This is a genomic window from Geofilum rhodophaeum (genome assembly GCF_002210225.1).
In the GTDB taxonomy this organism is placed as follows: domain Bacteria; phylum Bacteroidota; class Bacteroidia; order Bacteroidales; family Marinilabiliaceae; genus Geofilum; species Geofilum rhodophaeum.
Genome location: NZ_MWUJ01000001.1, coordinates 558,062 through 575,285 on the forward strand (window position 1 = coordinate 558,062; position 17,224 = coordinate 575,285).

General features: G+C 47.5%; 15 protein-coding genes. 2 read left to right on the forward strand and 13 right to left on the reverse strand.

What is annotated here, in order from left to right:
- Nucleotides 1-53: 53 nt before the first annotated feature.
- From pdxA to B4W65_RS02070, 8 genes are all read right to left on the reverse strand, one after another.
- A complete protein-coding gene (gene pdxA, locus B4W65_RS02035) occupies nucleotides 54-1,115 on the reverse strand; it encodes a 4-hydroxythreonine-4-phosphate dehydrogenase PdxA (protein WP_088653425.1) in 1,062 nt (353 codons plus the stop codon).
- Nucleotides 1,116-1,139: 24 nt separating this feature from the next.
- A complete protein-coding gene (locus B4W65_RS02040) occupies nucleotides 1,140-2,573 on the reverse strand; it encodes a leucyl aminopeptidase family protein (protein WP_088653426.1) in 1,434 nt (477 codons plus the stop codon).
- 72 nt (nucleotides 2,574-2,645) lie between these two features.
- Nucleotides 2,646-3,689, reverse strand: coding sequence for a DUF4837 family protein (locus B4W65_RS02045; protein WP_088653427.1), 1,044 nt, complete (start codon nucleotides 3,687-3,689; stop codon nucleotides 2,646-2,648).
- 63 nt (nucleotides 3,690-3,752) lie between these two features.
- The gene (locus B4W65_RS02050; protein WP_088653428.1) at nucleotides 3,753-5,009 is read right to left on the reverse strand and encodes a lytic transglycosylase domain-containing protein; all 1,257 of its coding nucleotides are present in this window, start codon (nucleotides 5,007-5,009) and stop codon (nucleotides 3,753-3,755) included.
- Nucleotides 4,975-5,169 (reverse strand): twin-arginine translocase TatA/TatE family subunit, encoded by a 195-nt coding sequence (tatA, locus tag B4W65_RS02055; RefSeq protein WP_088653429.1) that lies wholly within the window; start codon nucleotides 5,167-5,169, stop codon nucleotides 4,975-4,977. Before tatA ends, B4W65_RS02050 begins: the two co-directional genes overlap by 35 nt.
- Before the next feature lie 44 nt (nucleotides 5,170-5,213).
- Nucleotides 5,214-6,533 carry an RIP metalloprotease RseP gene (gene rseP, locus B4W65_RS02060; protein WP_088653430.1) on the reverse strand — a complete coding sequence of 440 codons (1,320 nt, stop codon included), beginning with the start codon at nucleotides 6,531-6,533 and terminating at the stop codon, nucleotides 5,214-5,216.
- A gap of 41 nt (nucleotides 6,534-6,574) precedes the next feature.
- Nucleotides 6,575-7,726 carry a 1-deoxy-D-xylulose-5-phosphate reductoisomerase gene (locus B4W65_RS02065; RefSeq protein WP_088653431.1) on the reverse strand — a complete coding sequence of 384 codons (1,152 nt, stop codon included), beginning with the start codon at nucleotides 7,724-7,726 and terminating at the stop codon, nucleotides 6,575-6,577.
- A gap of 32 nt (nucleotides 7,727-7,758) precedes the next feature.
- The gene (locus B4W65_RS02070; protein WP_088653432.1) at nucleotides 7,759-8,637 is read right to left on the reverse strand and encodes a M23 family metallopeptidase; all 879 of its coding nucleotides are present in this window, start codon (nucleotides 8,635-8,637) and stop codon (nucleotides 7,759-7,761) included.
- A 141-nt stretch (nucleotides 8,638-8,778) separates the two neighbouring features.
- Here B4W65_RS02070 and B4W65_RS02075 point away from each other — a divergent pair, with 141 nt between their 5' ends.
- Together B4W65_RS02075 and B4W65_RS17410 are read left to right on the forward strand one after the other, a co-directional pair.
- Entirely contained in the window at nucleotides 8,779-10,629 is a 1,851-nt protein-coding gene (locus tag B4W65_RS02075) for a right-handed parallel beta-helix repeat-containing protein (RefSeq protein ID WP_088653433.1), read from the forward strand.
- 416 nt (nucleotides 10,630-11,045) lie between these two features.
- Nucleotides 11,046-11,402 (forward strand): hypothetical protein, encoded by a 357-nt coding sequence (locus B4W65_RS17410; RefSeq protein ID WP_205741195.1) that lies wholly within the window; start codon nucleotides 11,046-11,048, stop codon nucleotides 11,400-11,402.
- 384 nt (nucleotides 11,403-11,786) lie between these two features.
- On the opposite strand, the gene B4W65_RS02090 is transcribed toward B4W65_RS17410, so the two are convergent.
- The 5 genes from B4W65_RS02090 to B4W65_RS02110 form a co-directional block, all read right to left on the reverse strand.
- On the reverse strand, nucleotides 11,787-12,707 hold the full coding sequence (locus B4W65_RS02090) for a toxin-antitoxin system YwqK family antitoxin (RefSeq protein ID WP_088653435.1): 921 nt from the start codon (nucleotides 12,705-12,707) through the stop codon (nucleotides 11,787-11,789).
- A 13-nt stretch (nucleotides 12,708-12,720) separates the two neighbouring features.
- Complete coding sequence (locus tag B4W65_RS02095; RefSeq protein WP_146697682.1) at nucleotides 12,721-13,536, reverse strand: hypothetical protein; 816 nt, start codon at nucleotides 13,534-13,536, stop codon at nucleotides 12,721-12,723.
- A 177-nt stretch (nucleotides 13,537-13,713) separates the two neighbouring features.
- Nucleotides 13,714-14,220, reverse strand: coding sequence for a hypothetical protein (locus B4W65_RS02100; protein WP_088653437.1), 507 nt, complete (start codon nucleotides 14,218-14,220; stop codon nucleotides 13,714-13,716).
- Between the two features lie 181 nt (nucleotides 14,221-14,401).
- On the reverse strand, nucleotides 14,402-14,962 hold the full coding sequence (locus B4W65_RS02105; RefSeq protein ID WP_088653438.1) for a hypothetical protein: 561 nt from the start codon (nucleotides 14,960-14,962) through the stop codon (nucleotides 14,402-14,404).
- An 11-nt stretch (nucleotides 14,963-14,973) separates the two neighbouring features.
- A complete protein-coding gene (locus B4W65_RS02110; RefSeq protein WP_146697683.1) occupies nucleotides 14,974-16,080 on the reverse strand; it encodes an RHS repeat-associated core domain-containing protein in 1,107 nt (368 codons plus the stop codon).
- Between the last annotated feature and the right edge of the window lie 1,144 nt (nucleotides 16,081-17,224).

The window sequence follows — 17,224 nt, forward strand, 5'->3', positions numbered from 1 at the left end:
TTAAAAAAAGAATCACAACAGATTAATCCTTGGTCGCCTTTATATACATCATCTTACTCGTCGGCACCAAGACTGTTGGGGTCGTTGGCGTCCAGCGGATGGGCCTGCAATTCGGCATTCATCTTCCGGCTGTTGTACACATCGATGGCGGTGTAAATGGCCGAGAGCAGGGATTGCGGATCGGCCTGATCCTGACCGGCGATTTCATAGGCCGTACCGTGATCGGGGGAGGTGCGCACCACCGGCAGACCGGCTGTGAAGTTCACTCCTGTAGAAAACGATAAGGCTTTAAATGGCGCCAGACCCTGATCGTGGTACATCGCCAAAATCGCATCGTACTTTTTAAAGCCATCGGTTCCAAAAAAACCATCGGCCGGGAAGGGACCAAAAACGAGCAGACCATTCTTTTTGGCCTCGGTAATGGCCGGTTGGATCACCTCCTGCTCCTCCTTGCCCAAAAGACCGTCGTCCCCCGCATGAGGGTTGAGTCCCAACACCGCAATGCGGGGCCGGCGAATGGTAAAATCGTTCTTTAAAGTCGCATTCAGAATTTTCAACTTTTCCAGGATCAGTTCCTTACTGATGGCGGCACTCACCTCTTTTACCGGAATGTGACCGGTAACCACTCCTACCCGCAACAAATCACTGACCATCAACATCAAGGGCGTACCATCAAAAACACTCGCCAGGTATTCGGTGTGTCCCGGAAAAGCAAACTCGGCCGACTGAATCACCTTCTTGTTGATGGGTGCCGTAACCAACACATCTATGGCCCCGTTTTTAAGATCTTCAACAGCTATTTCGAGCGACTGAAAGGCGGCTTGTCCACCTACCTCTGTCGCCTTTCCCAGCTCCACCCGGGCATTGTCGTCGGTGCAATTCACCAGGTTCACCCTTTTGCTGTGTGCCTCTCCTCCGTCGCGCACGTTATTCATACTCAAAGGAGGCAGGTTTAAGGCTTTGCGATGATAGGCCGCTACCTTGGAGGATCCGTAAACCACCGGGGTGCAGATTTCCAGCATCCGGGGATCCGACAAGGCTTTGAAGATCACTTCATAGCCTATGCCGTTGATGTCTCCTTGTGTAATACCTACCTTTATTTTTTGTTCACTCATATATTCTAATTTTTAATCGCTGCGTTATTGTTGGGCACGGGCACTCAGGAAACGGTGCAGCAAGCGCACGCCAAAGCCTGTCCCCCCCAAGCCCCTATAAGTGTGTTTCCGCTCCAAAAAAGCCGGTCCCGCAATGTCGAGATGCAACCAGGGCGCGGAAACAAAATGAGCCAGGAACTTGCCCGCGGTAATGGCTCCGGCTTCGCGGCCGCCCAGGTTCTTCACATCGGCCACATCGGATTTAATGGCCTCGTCGTAGTCCTTCCAAAAGGGAAACCAAACGACTCTTTCACACACCGCTTCTCCGGCTGCTTCCAGCGCGCTCTGCGCTTCCACGGATGCGGTTCCCATACCCACACAGGCCTGAGAACCTATGGCCATTACAGCATTGCCCGTAAGGGTGGCCAAATCGATCACCAACTCGGGCTCGTAACGCCCGGCATAAGACAAGGCGTCGGCCAAAATCAAGCGACCTTCGGCATCGGTATTGATAATTTCGACCGTACTGCCCGAGTGCATGGTCAACACATCACCGGGCACAATCGCATTGCCCCCCGGCCTGTTGTCCGTTGCGGGCACCAGTCCCACCACATACAAAGGCACCTTTGTAGCTGCCAGCGCAACGAAAGCACCCACCACAGCCGCCGCACCGCCCATATCGCACTTCATGGTATCGAGGCTCCCCGGAGGGGTCTTCAGGTTGATGCCGCCCGTATCGAAAACCACCCCTTTGCCCACGAGAACAATGGGGCGTTCATTTACTGCGTGTTGGGGCTTCCACTCCAGCACCGAAAAGGTGGGTGGGTCCACACTGCCCCGGTTCACGCCCAGGATACCCCCCATCTTAAGTGCTTCGATTTTCTGTTTATTCAAGACCTCTGCCGAAAAGCCAAAGCGCTGTGCCAAATCCTGTATGGTCTCACCCAGCTTAACCGCAGTCAGGTAAGAAACCGGTTCATTCACCAAATCGCGGGTTACAAACACCGCCTCCACAAGCTGATTCAACTGCTCCACCTGCGCTTCACTCACCGGTCCCACCAACGCAATTTCAAGGACAGGCAAAGCCTCGGCCTTGGTCTTATACTTCTCAAAGCGATAACGGGTCAACGCCAAACCCTCGGCCCAGGCCAGAAGCTCATCCGCATCCCCGACCTGACCGACGAGTGCCACCTGATGACAATGTTCTGCGCTGAGCTCGGCTTCGAGCTCAGCCCCCCAACGGCGCAAATCTTCCAAGCGCTCTGCAGGAGCAACGGCAACATCAGGAACTGCCACGCCGTTAATGCCATTGGCCTGCTTTAAAATAACCTGACCGTTCCCCTTGTTTTTTTCCAGCTTGCGGACGACATAATCCTTCTCCGTCTTCGTCAAAGCATCCAGCCCTTCCGGCTTCTCACAAAGGAAGAGGGCAGCAAAGCCCTGGGGGACCGAAGTCTGCTTTTCTATCTTTACCAACATAGTTATTGTCTTAAATTTCAAAAGCTGCTCAAAACAAGTGCACGCTTCCCCATCTGGCCCAAGCAGCGCTTATTACTCGCTCACTTCGGCAAGGTCTTCGGCGCTGGGCGCATCTTCTGCCTCCCCATCGGCAAACTTCACCGAATGGAAAAGAGATTCCAGCTGCCAGACATAGTTCCGCTTCTTGGGCTCATCCGGGTAATACACATAGGCATCGGTGACAACCACCCGGTTGTTCGCCGCATCGTAATGGGCAAACAACACAAAGGGCCCACCCATCAAATCGCCAACCACCTTCCACAATCCACGCAACTCCACGGTGGAATGGCCATTTAACGTAAAACTCTTGTAAGTAATGAGCAATTCGTGCTCACTGCTCATATACGAACCCTCTGAGGGACCCGGCATATTCTGCCGCAAAACAGAATCCCGTTTGTTCAAAAGATACTCCCGCGAAAAAGTCCCCTCACCGATATAGGGAAAGCTGTAAATCATTAAGCCCTGACTCAGCTCACTGGTCTCGCTGCTGAGCCAGGTAAAAGTCTCCGAACTCTTGTTTTTTTGAAAGGAATTGGGCACCACCATCGAGAAATTCCACTGCTTCTCCAGGTTCTCCATCAATTCGGCCTCCGGATAACGGGTGTAGTAGGCCAGACTCCTTCGTCGTTCGGCACGAAGCAAAAATGCCACAATGCGCAGCTCATTTTCCTCCACCACTTCGATAAATTTCTCAGGCGTTTGCGCATCGATGTGCAACATGGCTTGTCCGCGTGCCCAGCTCGACTCACTGAAAAAACGCACCCCCTCCTTTTCTACATCTGCTCCAATATTCACCACCACCAGATTACGACGGGTACGCAAGGCACCGGTAAAAGCCCGGTGGGGAGTAATGGAAACATTGAATATGGCCTCCGGTTGTGGAAGTCCCTCCATGGGCTGTTTCAGAATGGTTTGCAAGGCATCGCCGGCGGGACCATTCCGCCACTTATCGTCCATAATTACCAGCACCTCGCCCATGGCCCCGGTAATGCTGGGTTTCTGATTGCTGCTGTTCTTGCAGCCGCTAAAAAGGGCCAGCAATAACATTACGAGGGAAAATACAGTATTCCTGTTCATAGCTTCTTCCTTTGGGGTTATTTATTAAGACGTACAAGATACAAAAACCATGCAGAACAAACCTCAGGGTTGTGCGATTTTGACATCATCCTCCTTTGCGTCTGCAGGGTTCTCCAACCAACTTCGATCAACGTGAAATAATGGCACTGCCACGGGCTTTTTCCAGATTTCCAGTTGCTGGCCGACTTTTAAATGACGCGACGACAAACGATTCCAATGTTGCACATCTTCTACACGCACGCCATAATTCATGGCAATGCGATGAAAAAACTCACCGCGACGTACCGTATGAATCACCTTATCCCGCCCTTCCCGCTCTCCAATAGGCGGAAGCGCAACAGTCGGAGGTGCTGCCTCTTCTTTCAGCAAATGTCGCTGCTCAAAAAACAAAAGCAATTTCTCCCGAGGCAAAGCCATTGCTACGGGCTCATCAATCACCGGAATATAATCGCGTAAAAAAACCGGATTAAGCAAGCGTAAAAGCTCCAGATCGACATCAATCAGCGCCGACAACTGCTCAAAAGAAACCGATACGCCCAAATGAACAAAGCCCAAATCTTCATACCGAAAGGGTGCCGGCGCAGGCAATATTCCGTAATCGTGGTAATGGTTCATGGCATAATTCACCGCAATAAAAGCAGGCACATAACCACGGGTTTCGGCCGACAAGTAGGGCCTGATTTTCCAGTAATCGCGTTCGCCACCGGCCTTAACGATGGCCTCATTGACCACCCCAATGCCTCCGTTGTAGGCGGCCAGGACCAAATGCCAGTCCTGAAAATTATCGTAAAGATACTTAAGGTACCTACAAGCTGCCTCGGTTGATTTAACCGGATCGGCACGTTCATCGAGGTAGGAGGTTACCTCCAAATCGAACATACGCCCCGCCTGGTACAAAAACTGCCAGAGGCCCACCGCCCCTGAGGAGGAACGCGCTCTAGGTTCCAGGGCCGACTCCACTACAGCCAGATACTTCAACTCAAGGGGAAGTCCCATTTTGTCGAGCTGCTCCTCAAACAAAGGGAAGTACAATTCGGCCCGACCAATAATGGCCGCCAGGTGCTCCTGGCGTTGCCGCGTGTATACATCGATGTAAGCCTGAACCTGTTCGTTGTAGATTAAAGAAATGGGGGTAGCAGCATCCAAACGCGCCATGCGGGAGGCCACCAGCTCCTCGGAGACAACCGGCACCTGCGCAGCTGAGTCCGACCCAAAACCCAAATGCAGCAAAAGAGCCAGCCCAAACAGCCGCCCCCATTCAGCACATTTGAGCCGAAACCACCAATCAGGCCTTCTTATCTTGGGATTTATCCGACTCATCTTCTTCGTTGCGTGCCTTTTTAAATTCCTTAAGGCCCTGTCCCAAACCTTTCATCATTTCCGGGATTTTCCGCCCCCCAAAAAGCAAGACTACGACAAGAACAATAATGATCAATTCCCAGCCGCCAGGAATTCCGAGGAAAATTAGTTGAGCCATCATACGCAAGTATTTAGTGGATGAACAAAGTTAAAAAACCTCAGAGATTATTTGAAAAGCCAGCGATACAAATCGTTGCCATTGGCAAAAATCAACAAACCAAAGAGCAAAATCATACCGGTCATTTGAGCGTATTCCATAAACTTATCGCTGGGCTTGCGCCGGGCCACAATTTCATAGAGTAAAAACATAACATGGCCCCCATCCAAAGCCGGAATGGGTAAAATATTCATGAAGGCCAAAATTATCGATAAGAAAGCAGTCATGTGCCAAAAAATCTGCCAGTCCCATGCCGATGGGAACAAGCTCCCGATGGTTCCAAAGCCCCCGAGCTGCTTGGCACCTTCAGGACTAAACACCAATTTCAACTGCTTAACATAGTCGCTCAGCACATTAACGCCCTTGCTTATTCCAGCAGGGAAGGCTTCCCAAAAACCATACTGCACTTCCTGTACGCCCAAAATCGATGCCGGATCCTTTACGAAAAACCCCATCAATCCATCTTCGTTGACCTCAACGGGCAAAGTCAAAGCTTCCCCGTTTCGGTAAACGGTAGCCTGAGTGGTTTTACCTGCAAGCTCACTCAGGTAATCTGAAAATTGGTGGAAATAAGGTACGGCAGCCGTATCGAGCGCCACAATGCTGTCGCCCCGCTGCAAACCAGCCCTGGCGGCACCACTTCCCGCTTGAACCGAATCCACAATGGTGGGGATCTGGTAGGAGGCCAGCACCCTGACCTCTTCGGCCAAAATCCGTTGATTAAAGTCGGCCGGAATATTCAAAACAAAGAGCGAATCGCCACGCTGCACCTGCATGGCGTGCCCCTCCTCCACCAAAATCATTTTCACAATGGAAGAGATCTCTTCTACCGGATTGCCGTCGATGGCTAAAATTTTATCTCCATCCTGCAATCCAATCTCATGGGCGACGGGATGAAAGTACAAACCATAACGTGCGTTTTCTGCCGGAATATAGGCATCGCCCCAGCGAAACAAGATCATCCAAAAAATCACGATGGCGGTAATAAAATTCACCACTACTCCGCCGACCATAATCAAGAGTCGCTGCCAGGCCGGTTTTGACCGAAACTCGTAAGGCTTCGGCTCCTGAGCCAACTGCTCTTTATCCATCGACTCGTCGATCATTCCCGAAATTTTAACATAGCCACCCAGCGGCAGCCAGCCCAGGCCGTACTCCGTGTCGCCCTTTTTGAATTTAAACAGCGAAAAACCCGCGTCAAAAAAGAGATAAAACTTCTCTACCCTGGTTTTAAACAAACGAGCAAAGAAAAAGTGACCAAACTCATGCAAAATCACCAATATGGAGAGACTCAGAATAAGCTGTAATACCTTAATAAAAAAATCCATTGAACCCAGTGTTTAATAATAGCTTGCAAAGATAGTGTTTTTTAACGCACCAGCGACGTGGCCAGCTCGCGCGCTTCGCGATCGCTCTCAACATAATCGTTAAAACTGCAATCGGATTTAAAACTGGCCCGGGCCAGGGTTTGTTCAATAATCGTCGACATTTCTACAAAACCTGCCTTCCCCTTTAAAAAAGCGGCAACGGCCACCTCGTTGGCCGCATTCAACACGCAGGGTGCATTGCCCCCTCTTTCCATCGCCTCATAGGCCATAGCCAGGTTGCGAAACACAGCCACATCGGCCTGCTCAAAAGTCAGCGCCGGAAAATCCATGAAATTGAAGCGGGGAAAACTATTGGGTAAGCGCTCCGGGTAGCCCAAGGCATACTGAATGGGCAGACGCATATCGGGCAAGCCCATCTGGGCTTTTATGGATCCATCAGAAAACTGCACCATACTGTGCACAATAGATTGCGGATGCACCACAATTTCGATCTGCTTGGGCTGCACATTAAAAAGCCAGCGTGCTTCTATAGCCTCCAGTCCTTTATTCATCAGCGAAGCCGAATCGATGGTGATCTTATCGCCCATCTTCCAGTTGGGATGGTTCAGCGCCTGACAGCGCGTAACCTTACGTAAAAAATCCACATTCTTACCCCGAAAAGGCCCGCCCGAAGCGGTCAACAAAATTTTTTCCACCGGGTTTTCGGCTTCCCCCTGTAAACACTGAAAAATGGCAGAATGCTCCGAATCGACCGGCAATACGGGCACCCCCTTACGCCGTGCCAAATCCATAATCAGCTCACCGGCCACCACCAAGGTCTCCTTGTTGGCCAGAGCAACGGAAATGCCGGCTTCCAAAGCACGGACCGTCGGCAACAAGCCCGCAAAACCCACCATCGAGGTCAACACCATATCGTTGGTAGATACCGCCGCCAATTGGGCAATCGCCTCCGTACCGGCAAAGACCTTAATGCCCTCAGGTTCCAGGAGACTTTTCAGCTGTGGATAAAGCGCCTCATTTCCAATAGCCACCATATTGGGCTGATACTTTAAAGCCTGGGTGGCCAATAAATCCACATTATTGTTGGCCGTAAGCACTTCTACCGAGAAGCGATCGGGATGCGCATCCACCACTTCAAGGGCTTGCGTACCAATGGAACCCGTAGATCCCAAAATGGCAATACGTTTCAACATAGTTTGTTCAGGTTTAGCAGCAAGCAGCCAACTCAGAAAGAAATGTAGTCGGTGGGATTTAAAGGTACCCCGTTGTACCACAACTCGAAATGCAAGTGCGGACCGGTGGTTAGTTCCCCGGAATTGCCCACCCGGGCAATGGCCTCACCAGCCTTTACAGACTGTCCCACTTCTTTCAATATAATTTCGTTGTGCTTGTAAATAGATATCAGGTTGTTGGGATGTTGTACCTGCACCACATAGCCCGTTTCCACCGTCCAACCGGTAAACACCACCATGCCGTCCATCACCGCGGCAACGCGCCCCCCTGGAGCAGAGACAATATCCACCCCGTAATGCCCCTTGGTTTCCCCAAAGCCATTCACCACCATGCCCTTAATGGGACTAACAAAAAAGGCGCTTTCCAGGGCCACGGCACGTCGGGGACTTTCTCTGGCCGACAGATTAAATCGCTCCTCCCGCTCTACCTGGGCGCGAAGCAGAGAATCCGCTTCAGAACGAGAAAATTCAGGGACAGGCGCAACACTGTTCGTTACCGGCTGCGCAGCATCGTCCGGCGCAGAATCATCGGGCATTTCACCATGCAATATGGCCTTAAAGCTGTTGATAAACTGATCCCTTTTATTGATCTCCACCAGCAGCGAATCCACCCGCTGGGCATTTCGAACAATCAACAAGCGCTGCTGAGCATCGGGATAACCCGGAATGTATTCCCGCAAACCGGTAAAGGCGATCAGCAGCGTTACCAAAACGACCAACAATACCGCAATAGTGCCGGCTGCCGTAAACACATTCAATCGCGAAAGGCGCATCACAAACAGCTCCTCATAACTCTGCTCATTAAAGATGGCCAGGCGATATTTATCTCTGAGCTTCTTCAGCAGCGTTTTTTTCTTCTTCTGATCAGTCATTCGCGTAGTATAATAAGGTGACAGCAAATTTATTAAAATTTACCAGAAGGGGAAATTTTAATAAAAAACAAAACCATCCGATAAAATTCATATATTACTACTCATTAAGCTTTTACCACTGTTTAAACAACAACTATCCAAATGAAAAAATTGAAGTCTTTGGCGCTTTGGTGCCTCACACTAATGTTGACCCTCTTCGGCAACAGCTGTCAAACAGCCCCTGAAGCCTCTGAAGTTAAAAAACTGGTTTACGGCCCCATACCTATGGTCTACGAACTGCCCGAAGTAAGCGGCGCCATCTATTATGCCGCACCCGAAGGAGATCCCTCAGCCGAAGGCACCACCATTGAAGCGCCCACCACCATTGAGTCGGCCATAGCCCGCGTCAGCACCGGCGACGCCATTATACTTCGTGGTGGCACCTACCGCACCGGCAATCTCACCTTTAACCAGGGCATTACCATCCAGCCCTACCGCGATGAACAACCCGTTCTTAAAGGCACCCTGGTTGCAGAAAACTGGGAACAGAACGAAGACGACGTTTGGTTTACCCAATGGGCCCACCTTTTCCCCGGCCAGCCCGAACCCTGGTGGGTACCGGAGCACAATCTGGAATTCACCCCGCTGCACCGTTTCAACAACGACGGCATTTTCATCAACGGCGACTACCTGCAGTCGGTCGGCAGCATTGCCGAACTCACCAACGACACCTATTTTGTTGATTACGAAGCCGGCCGCATCTATTTGGGCAACAATCCCACCGGCCAACTGGTAGAAATCACCGCCTTCCGTAAAGCCATCTTTCGTACGGTTGCTGAAGTGCACGGCAAACAAAACGACGGGAAGGGTCCCATCATCCGGGGACTGGACATACAACAGTACCCCGACACCATGGTACACATCGACGGTTATTATCCCCAGGGTATTTCCGCAGAACACGAGCATGGAACCGATGTTGTGGGCACCGTTTTTGACAACTGCTCCTTTACCAAGTGCTTCCGTATTGGCATATTTGCCATCGGAAACGATATGATCATGCGCAACTGTCGCATCGAGGACACCAACACCGAAGGCTTGTACGTAGTTGCCTCCAACGACGTATTGCTCGAACGCAACATCTTTGCCCACAACAACATTGAAAACTGGACCGGCTTCTTTCCGGCCGCGGTAAAAATCTTCAACCAAAGCCACCGCGTGGTGGCCCGTGAAAACCTCATCACCAACCACCCCAACTCCAACGGATTATGGTTCGACGTGGGCAACGAAGATGGCGTCTTTGTCAACAACCGCATCGAAAACGTGGGCAGTCCCGAGGGCCCCTTCCGCAAAGATCAGGTTTGGCCCAGCAGCAACGGCTTATTCTTTGAAATCTCCAGTGGCGTTTTGGTCGCAGGTAACACCTTTGTCAACAACAACCAGGGCATGCTGATTCTCAACAGCGACGACGCCGAGATATACAACAACACCTTTATCGACAGTCGCGTAGCCTTTGGCCGGAACGAAAGAGGCGACGAAACCGACCATTTTGGCTGGCACATACGAACCGGTCCTGCCGTTGATGCCCGCGAAAACCATGTCTTTGTCAACAACCTGATGATACAGACCCGCAACTACGACTGGCCCATGGTCCACGTATGGCAACCCGCCGCAATGTGCGATCGCCTGACCAGTCCCACCCTCAAAGCCATGAACAACAACGTGTACGTGAAGCAAAGCGAAGGCAACCAGGCGCCCCTGCTGCTCTGGACCCCGGCAGCCTCAGAAGAGAACTGCCAAAGAAGCTTTATGCAACCCTCCGACTTCACGGCCGTCTACCACTACTTTGAAGACAACAGTCTCCTGTTCGACAACTACCACGGCCCCCTCCTGATTAAAGACCAGGCCATATCGGCCGACTTTGAAGGACACCAGGCCGCCACCACCCTGCCCGAACAAGTACAGGCAGCAACCGGCTGGCCCGCTACCGAAACCCCCTTTGTCGGAGCCAGGTAAAGCAAGCTACAAGGAGGCAGAATTTAGTACCGCTCTAATATAGGAATCCCAAAAGCCATAATGGGATTTTGTTACCAAAGCCAAATTCTGTATTGTCTGTTACAATAAATGCATCATGGAGGTTGGCTATTTGCTTTTTATTTTTTGTCCTTCCTCCAATTTCAAAGGAATATTTTCGATTCACTATAAAATCTCCATATATCATCTTTTCTACAAAAAAAGTGTTTTGTTGGCTGTAGTGTACATTGCCTTGTCTAGAAAGGGCTGCAGAGTCAACGTGTCCGCCTTTACAATCCAGAAACAGGGTGGTATCGTTTTTTATCGGTAAGTGGTAGCAGTTNGCGGCGCAGGTCACCTAAATGAAGGTGCTTGGTTTCTAATATTATCTCGCGGCAGCGCGCCAGACAATAGTCGATTTGATCGCCTCCGGGATAAATGCGGGCCAGTACTTCCATAACCATGGTTTCGCGCTGGGCATAATCGGCCAGGTCTTTGCCAGCGGCTGCCATACGGGCAGGCAGGTTCTCACAATCGGCTTTTTGCTGATCATACAGGGCTTTGTCGGCATGAAGGTCTTTGCCGTAAGTGCCGACAATCTTTTAAATGACAATGAAAACTCCGTGGTAGAGCTTCAAAACCATGAACTGAACGAGCAACTCATGCTTATTAATCAGCTGGATGATGATGAAAAAAGCGCCCTGATTAAAATTATTAATTCGATGCTTACTAAAAAACGCATGAAGGATTTATTAGATGGGAAAGTGAATTTCTGAAAAACCGCTTTTGGCCGTTTTAGGTAATTTATACGCGCTGAGGATTGCCGTTTAGGTAATAACATAAAAACCACCGCGAATAGGTGGCTTTAATGTTTCTCGTTGATGATATCATTTGCTAAAGGACACGGAAAACCTCCTTTAAGATGAAGGATAATTCAAACACTGTTTTAGAATGCCTTGGTGTTGGCATATCTCACGATATTTACCGCTTACGATGGAAAACGAACTGCGCGATTTCCTCTTAGCAATTTAAATAATGCTAAGTCACGCATCGCCCCTTCAGAACTCTCCTATTTCTGTTCTGTCATAGTGTCCAAAATTAATATAATTTTTAATTTGGATAGAGTGTAATTTACACTCTATCAGTTTGCCATAAGTAAATTAATGCTCTAAAACAAAAGGATATGAAACATCGATAATATCCCGATTCTTCCTATAAGACAAGACTAATTCCCCATGATACTTAAATTCCCTAGAATTATTCACCGTATAACAAACCATATTATTATTCAAATCTAATTTCGTAAAATTCATTACTTCTTTTCTATATTCTTCTCCAGCTGGATTCTCAAGTTCAACAAAAACTTTATTCAATTTAGTTGAAACTAATAGGGATCTAAAATCTCCCCTATCTCTCATATCTTGCTCATAAACATAAATATTACATGACTCATATTCTTTTAAGTCTCCAAAAATTTTTATTTCAAATTTAATGGTATCGCTATTGAAAGAAGCTTCCTTTTTAATGGTCACCTTATTATAAGTGTCAATTAAACCTCCTTTCTCATTATACTTTTCATAGTATATCGTTTTATCATTTTTCATAAATGCCTCCATCTTCAACTGTCCATCAATATAAAACGATTTGTAGTAACCATTTTGTTTATCGGCCTTATAGAACTGGATTGATTTAGCAATACCGTTGTTATAATATTCTCTAAATTCACCATCTCTCAAATTATTCACCATAAATCCTGCCAATTTCTTACTTCCATTTGGATAGAAATCTATATAGTCACCATTAAGTTTTCCTTCCTTATAAAAGCTTCTATTCTGAACATTTCCGCTTTCATGGTACCATATCCATTCACCCACTTTCACACCATTTCTTAGAATACCGATACTTTCTAATTCACCTGAAGCAAAAAAGCTTTTAAATTCTCCATGAGGTATATCGTCCTTTATATGATATAAATATTTCAGAGACCCATCATCAAAGTACTCTTTCTTAGTCTTACTACATGAAACATTAATAAAAAGCAAGACTAAACTTCCAATTAACACTTTATTAAATTTATGCATATTATTTTATCTCTTATTCATCAAACACTCCAGGATCTTCTTTTAGCTCTCTTTTCCCTCCATAAAACATATGTCCAAAAAAGTACTTGACTTTTCCATCTGAATATAGGACTTTTTGATAAATATTATTTGACGAATCAATAAATGATTTTTTACTTATAACCTTCACTTCATCTATTTCATCTTTCTTCTGCTCAACAATATTTGCCGCTTTGCTTTTATTCTCAACAATTTTGCCCTCATTCATGAGTTCTTTATTCGTATTCTCCACTTGCATAATAATGTCATTATCTGTTGCAACATTTACTGCTGGTCGAGAAATTGCATTATCAATCATTGACGCTGCTTTATCAGCGGAAGAAGCCATATTAGTATTAAATGTTACTCCTCTGCCAATTTTACCATGTCCAGGATAACTAAACATTATACTCTTATCAAGATAACCGTATGGCACCCCTGGCAAAGAAAAAATTTGATGTTCCTTAAAACTTCTCCTATATTCTTCTGCTTGTGCACTATAATCAATAATTGTATAGCCATAAATTACAGGATCATGATCTCTTATCCAATCAACAATTATCTGCATCCAGCTTTTTCCGTCTTGAGTTTGGCCAGCAATATTCCTAAAACCATTATTCGCAGGAGTATTGGCGGTAGCAGAAGGCGGTGTAATCTCCTGCCATCCAAGACCTTCTCCTCTATTTTGAAAAACTCGACCGTTATTGTCTTTATAGGTATCCCCCTTCTCAGCTCCGCCAGAATTTGCTGTCTTTTGATCTACAGATTTATCTCCTAAGGGATCAATCAGCGCCACCGGATTCCCATCCATCGAAACATACGGGCTTTGCCACGGGAACACTTTNTCATCCTTGCTAAAACCAGGACGCATCCTTTGGCACAAAACCATTGTATGCGGATCTTATTGCAAAACCTCTTGAACTTTGAAAAACACTAATGGTTGGTGTTAGTCCGTCAAACAACAGCTATAACGACATTTGGGTGGAGGTCAGTCCTCCATTTCAATTACACCCATTTCAAAAATCTCCCACACGCCGTCCTTCTTTTCAAAAACAATTGCAAGATAATTTTGCTTATACGAATAGTCTTCTATATGCTTGAGGAGTTCGCTTATTATTACAGCTTTATTATCACTAATAACAATAGGATACCCAAGAACACAATAGTTTTCTTGTGGGGTCTGATATACAATCAAATCTTCAAAGTTTTCATTAAGCAAGTCATGAATAGAGGTACTGCATTTATAATCATAAGTTGCACATAAACTATCTATTTCATCAGTTGTCAGGGTAGGATCAGCAAATTCAAAAGCTCTTTTCAACACTCGCAAATCAACGCCATAATAGAAATGACCGAAAACGTTTGAAACCCCATCATCTTTAAGGGTTTCGAGCATCATATTAAATATCATTTCCTCATCTGTTACTTTATCAGTGGCAGTATTCGTACATGAGACAACGCAAGCAAACAAAACCAAAAAAACATACTTTTTCATGTATCTATAATTTGTTGTTAAGGGTCACATAAAACTTGCTACGCCAGTCATTTCGATGTGTTTCGACCCGTTCGACATCGTTCTTTTCACATCAACAGCCATTTCTGTCTTCCAAAACCAACCAGCCATATAAGTCGCCCCAAATATGTCAAATAAGCATAAAGCACAGCAGTTCCAATCTTCAATAAATGAGTATCCTTTGTTCTACAATTTCCCATGAGGATTCCTTCTTTTCGAAGAACAAAGCAAAGGGATACTGCTGAAAGACATGGGCGCGCAAAAATGATAGATAATGACTAATTGTAACGGCCTTATTGTCTCCAATTAATATTGGATACCCTACTCTATTAACATTCTCCCTTGAAAGACGATAAACGATTAACTCTTTATTGTCATCGCTTATAAAGTCATGAATAGATTTACTACAGTTATAATAGTATTCTACACATATACTATCAATTTGCTGAGTCGTTAATGAAGAATCGGCAATTGCAATCACCCTTTTCAAATCATCTAATGGAACATCCCAATTAAACTGACCAAAAACCTTTGAGAATCCGGAATGTTCTTGCATTGAATCAATCGTCGTCCTATTCTCTGAGACTTGGGCAATTTCTTTTAATGAATTAATCGTCGTATTAAACACCGCCTCTTCTTCAGATTCGTACGTTACAGCGTCCTTGGTTACATGAAAACATGAAACACAAAACATGATTAACCCCAAAAAAATAAACTTTTTCATTCTATGTCTTTCTATTCCTCATAATTTTCTTGCCATATATAATCGGTATTCGGTTTCTTCGTATGAAGTCTAGTTTTCCACCCCTCAGATTTCGTAAAAAGGGAATCCACAACTCCTTTATATGAAACGATGGAATCCTTCTCTACGTCTCTACTTGTTCCGGGAGTCCTTGTAGAGATACGCATTACTTCATTATCCAAATACCAAACCTCGGTAACACCATTGGCGGTTTTTATCACCGGTTTATTTTCAGCTTCACGCTCTCCTTTCACCGCCTTTATGGCCATATCCATAAATCTATCTCCACTCGAAAAAGAACCAATGCTTACTCTGGGATTCAACAAGCCTATTAGGTCAGTTGCCCAATTCTTGTTGTAGCGCCCAATGTAACCAATCCCTCTCCCCCCTCTAGGGCCTAGTCCCCCCGTAAACGGAAGTTCATCCACATCCCACAAGGTGGGATTCCCCTTTACATGAATGGATTGACCATCACCTCCAGCCTTTCTGTAAAATTGAAATGAAAATTCACCATTCCAATCGGTATAAGATCCGCTTCCATAAAGACTACTATCTAACCAATTGCCAAATCTTGCTAACATATTAACATTGCTTTCGTATTCCAAATTCCCTTGTGCCATACGAAGTTCACTGGTTACTAAGTCAGGGAAAAAATTGTTAACAACACTTATCGCATCAGTCTTTGACGCAAGATCTTGAATCAGATTCTGCCTTATGCCCATGATGCTTAGATCCGCTGCTGTTAAAGTAGGTGTAGTGCTACTCTTATCTCCGGGACAAGGAATTGGCCCATTACCATTACCACCTTTGGTCTGATGGCTATTCTCTTTTCCACCCCCTCCGGTACTTGCTCCCCACGGGTCAATCAACGTCACCGGATTCCCATCCATCGAAACGTACGGGCTTTGCCACGGGAACACTTTCGGGTCGGGGGTGAGCCAGCGGCCAATGCGTGGGTCGAGGGCTCTAAAGTAGGTGGTGTAGCCTGCGCCGCCCGACATTTCGGGGTCGCGCTCACTGCCCTGATAGCCGTATCGGTAGGCCTCTGACTGGAAGCTACGGCCTGGCATATCCATGCCATAGGGGTAGTAATCGGTCAAAGATACAATTTCTGCGTTACCTGTGCCAGCTNAGTGAGCCAACGGCCTATTCTGGGGTCGAGGGCTCTAAAGAAAGTGGTGTAGCCTGCGCCGCCCGACATTTCGGGGTCGCGCTCACTGCCCTGATAGCCGTATCGGTAGGCCTCTGACTGGAAGCTACGGCCTGGCATATCCATGCCATAGGGGTAGTAATCGGTCAAAGATACAATTTCTGCATTACCTGTGCCAGTTTTTTGTCCGGTTACTACAGCGCGTACTGTGCCCAGATGATCGGTGAGCTCAAAGCGCAGGTTGGCGGCCAATAAGGGCACGGGGGCGGTGCCTCCGGCGGGTTCATTTACCTGGTAGCTACCCAAACGGCCACTGCCGTACAACATAAAGTCGTTCAGGGTAAGGGTGCTGGCTTGGCCGGTCTCCTGATGCGTGTAGGTGGCCATTGGCACGCCCATGGCATCGNGTTACCTGTGCCAGCTTTTTGTCCGGTGACTACGGCGCGTACTGTGCCCAGATGATCGGTGAGCTCAAAGCGCAGGTTGGCGGCCAATAAGGGCACGGAGACGGTGCCTCCGGCGGGTTCGTTGACCTGGTAGCTGCCCAATCGGCCACTGCCGTACAACATAAAGTCGTTCAGGGTAAGGGTGCTGGCTTGGCCGGTCTCCTGATGCGTGTAGGTGGCCATTGGCACGCCCATGGCATCGTAGGCATAGTAGGTGGCCGTTGTGCTGCCATCTGCGTCTATCACCTTTTTGCTCAGTCGCTGCTGCGTAGCATCGTAGGTGTATTCGAGCGTTGGGCGACTCTGGTCGGTGGGAACTACACGTTTTACTTTGCCGTAGGCGTTGTACTCTATCAGGGCTACACCATCGTGGCGGTTGCTGATAACGCGCCCCTTGGCATCGTACTGGTAGTTCCAGCTCTGAGGGTTGGTTAAACTAAAGCTGCCCTGGTCTTCCATGTCGGTGGCTACATCAGGGGTGCTCACGGCATCGTTGATGTGCAACAAGCGGTTGTTGAGCTTGAACACCTGACCCTCTTTTACCTGCGTGGCATATTTATAGGTCATCTGGTCGAGCTGTAGGCCTTGTGCCATGGTACGACTCAAGGCGGTGATGTTGCTGTTGGCATCGTAAGCGACTGTTACGGC

Coding starts and splice junctions, on each gene's coding strand:
- B4W65_RS02045 (WP_088653427.1), bottom strand. CDS start 3,689: ATGAACAGGAATACTGTATTTTCCCTCGTAATGTTATTGCTGGCCCTT.
- B4W65_RS02100 (WP_088653437.1), bottom strand. CDS start 14,220: ATGAAAAAGTATGTTTTTTTGGTTTTGTTTGCTTGCGTTGTCTCATGT.
- tatA (WP_088653429.1), bottom strand. CDS start 5,169: ATGATGGCTCAACTAATTTTCCTCGGAATTCCTGGCGGCTGGGAATTG.
- B4W65_RS02070 (WP_088653432.1), bottom strand. CDS start 8,637: ATGACTGATCAGAAGAAGAAAAAAACGCTGCTGAAGAAGCTCAGAGAT.
- B4W65_RS02095 (WP_146697682.1), bottom strand. CDS start 13,536: ATGGATGGGAATCCGGTGGCGCTGATTGATCCCTTAGGAGATAAATCT.
- B4W65_RS02040 (WP_088653426.1), bottom strand. CDS start 2,573: ATGTTGGTAAAGATAGAAAAGCAGACTTCGGTCCCCCAGGGCTTTGCT.
- B4W65_RS02105 (WP_088653438.1), bottom strand. CDS start 14,962: ATGAAAAAGTTTATTTTTTTGGGGTTAATCATGTTTTGTGTTTCATGT.
- rseP (WP_088653430.1), bottom strand. CDS start 6,533: ATGGATTTTTTTATTAAGGTATTACAGCTTATTCTGAGTCTCTCCATA.
- pdxA (WP_088653425.1), bottom strand. CDS start 1,115: ATGAGTGAACAAAAAATAAAGGTAGGTATTACACAAGGAGACATCAAC.
- B4W65_RS02090 (WP_088653435.1), bottom strand. CDS start 12,707: ATGCATAAATTTAATAAAGTGTTAATTGGAAGTTTAGTCTTGCTTTTT.
- B4W65_RS02065 (WP_088653431.1), bottom strand. CDS start 7,726: ATGTTGAAACGTATTGCCATTTTGGGATCTACGGGTTCCATTGGTACG.
- B4W65_RS02075 (WP_088653433.1), top strand. CDS start 8,779: ATGAAAAAATTGAAGTCTTTGGCGCTTTGGTGCCTCACACTAATGTTG.
- B4W65_RS02050 (WP_088653428.1), bottom strand. CDS start 5,009: ATGAGTCGGATAAATCCCAAGATAAGAAGGCCTGATTGGTGGTTTCGG.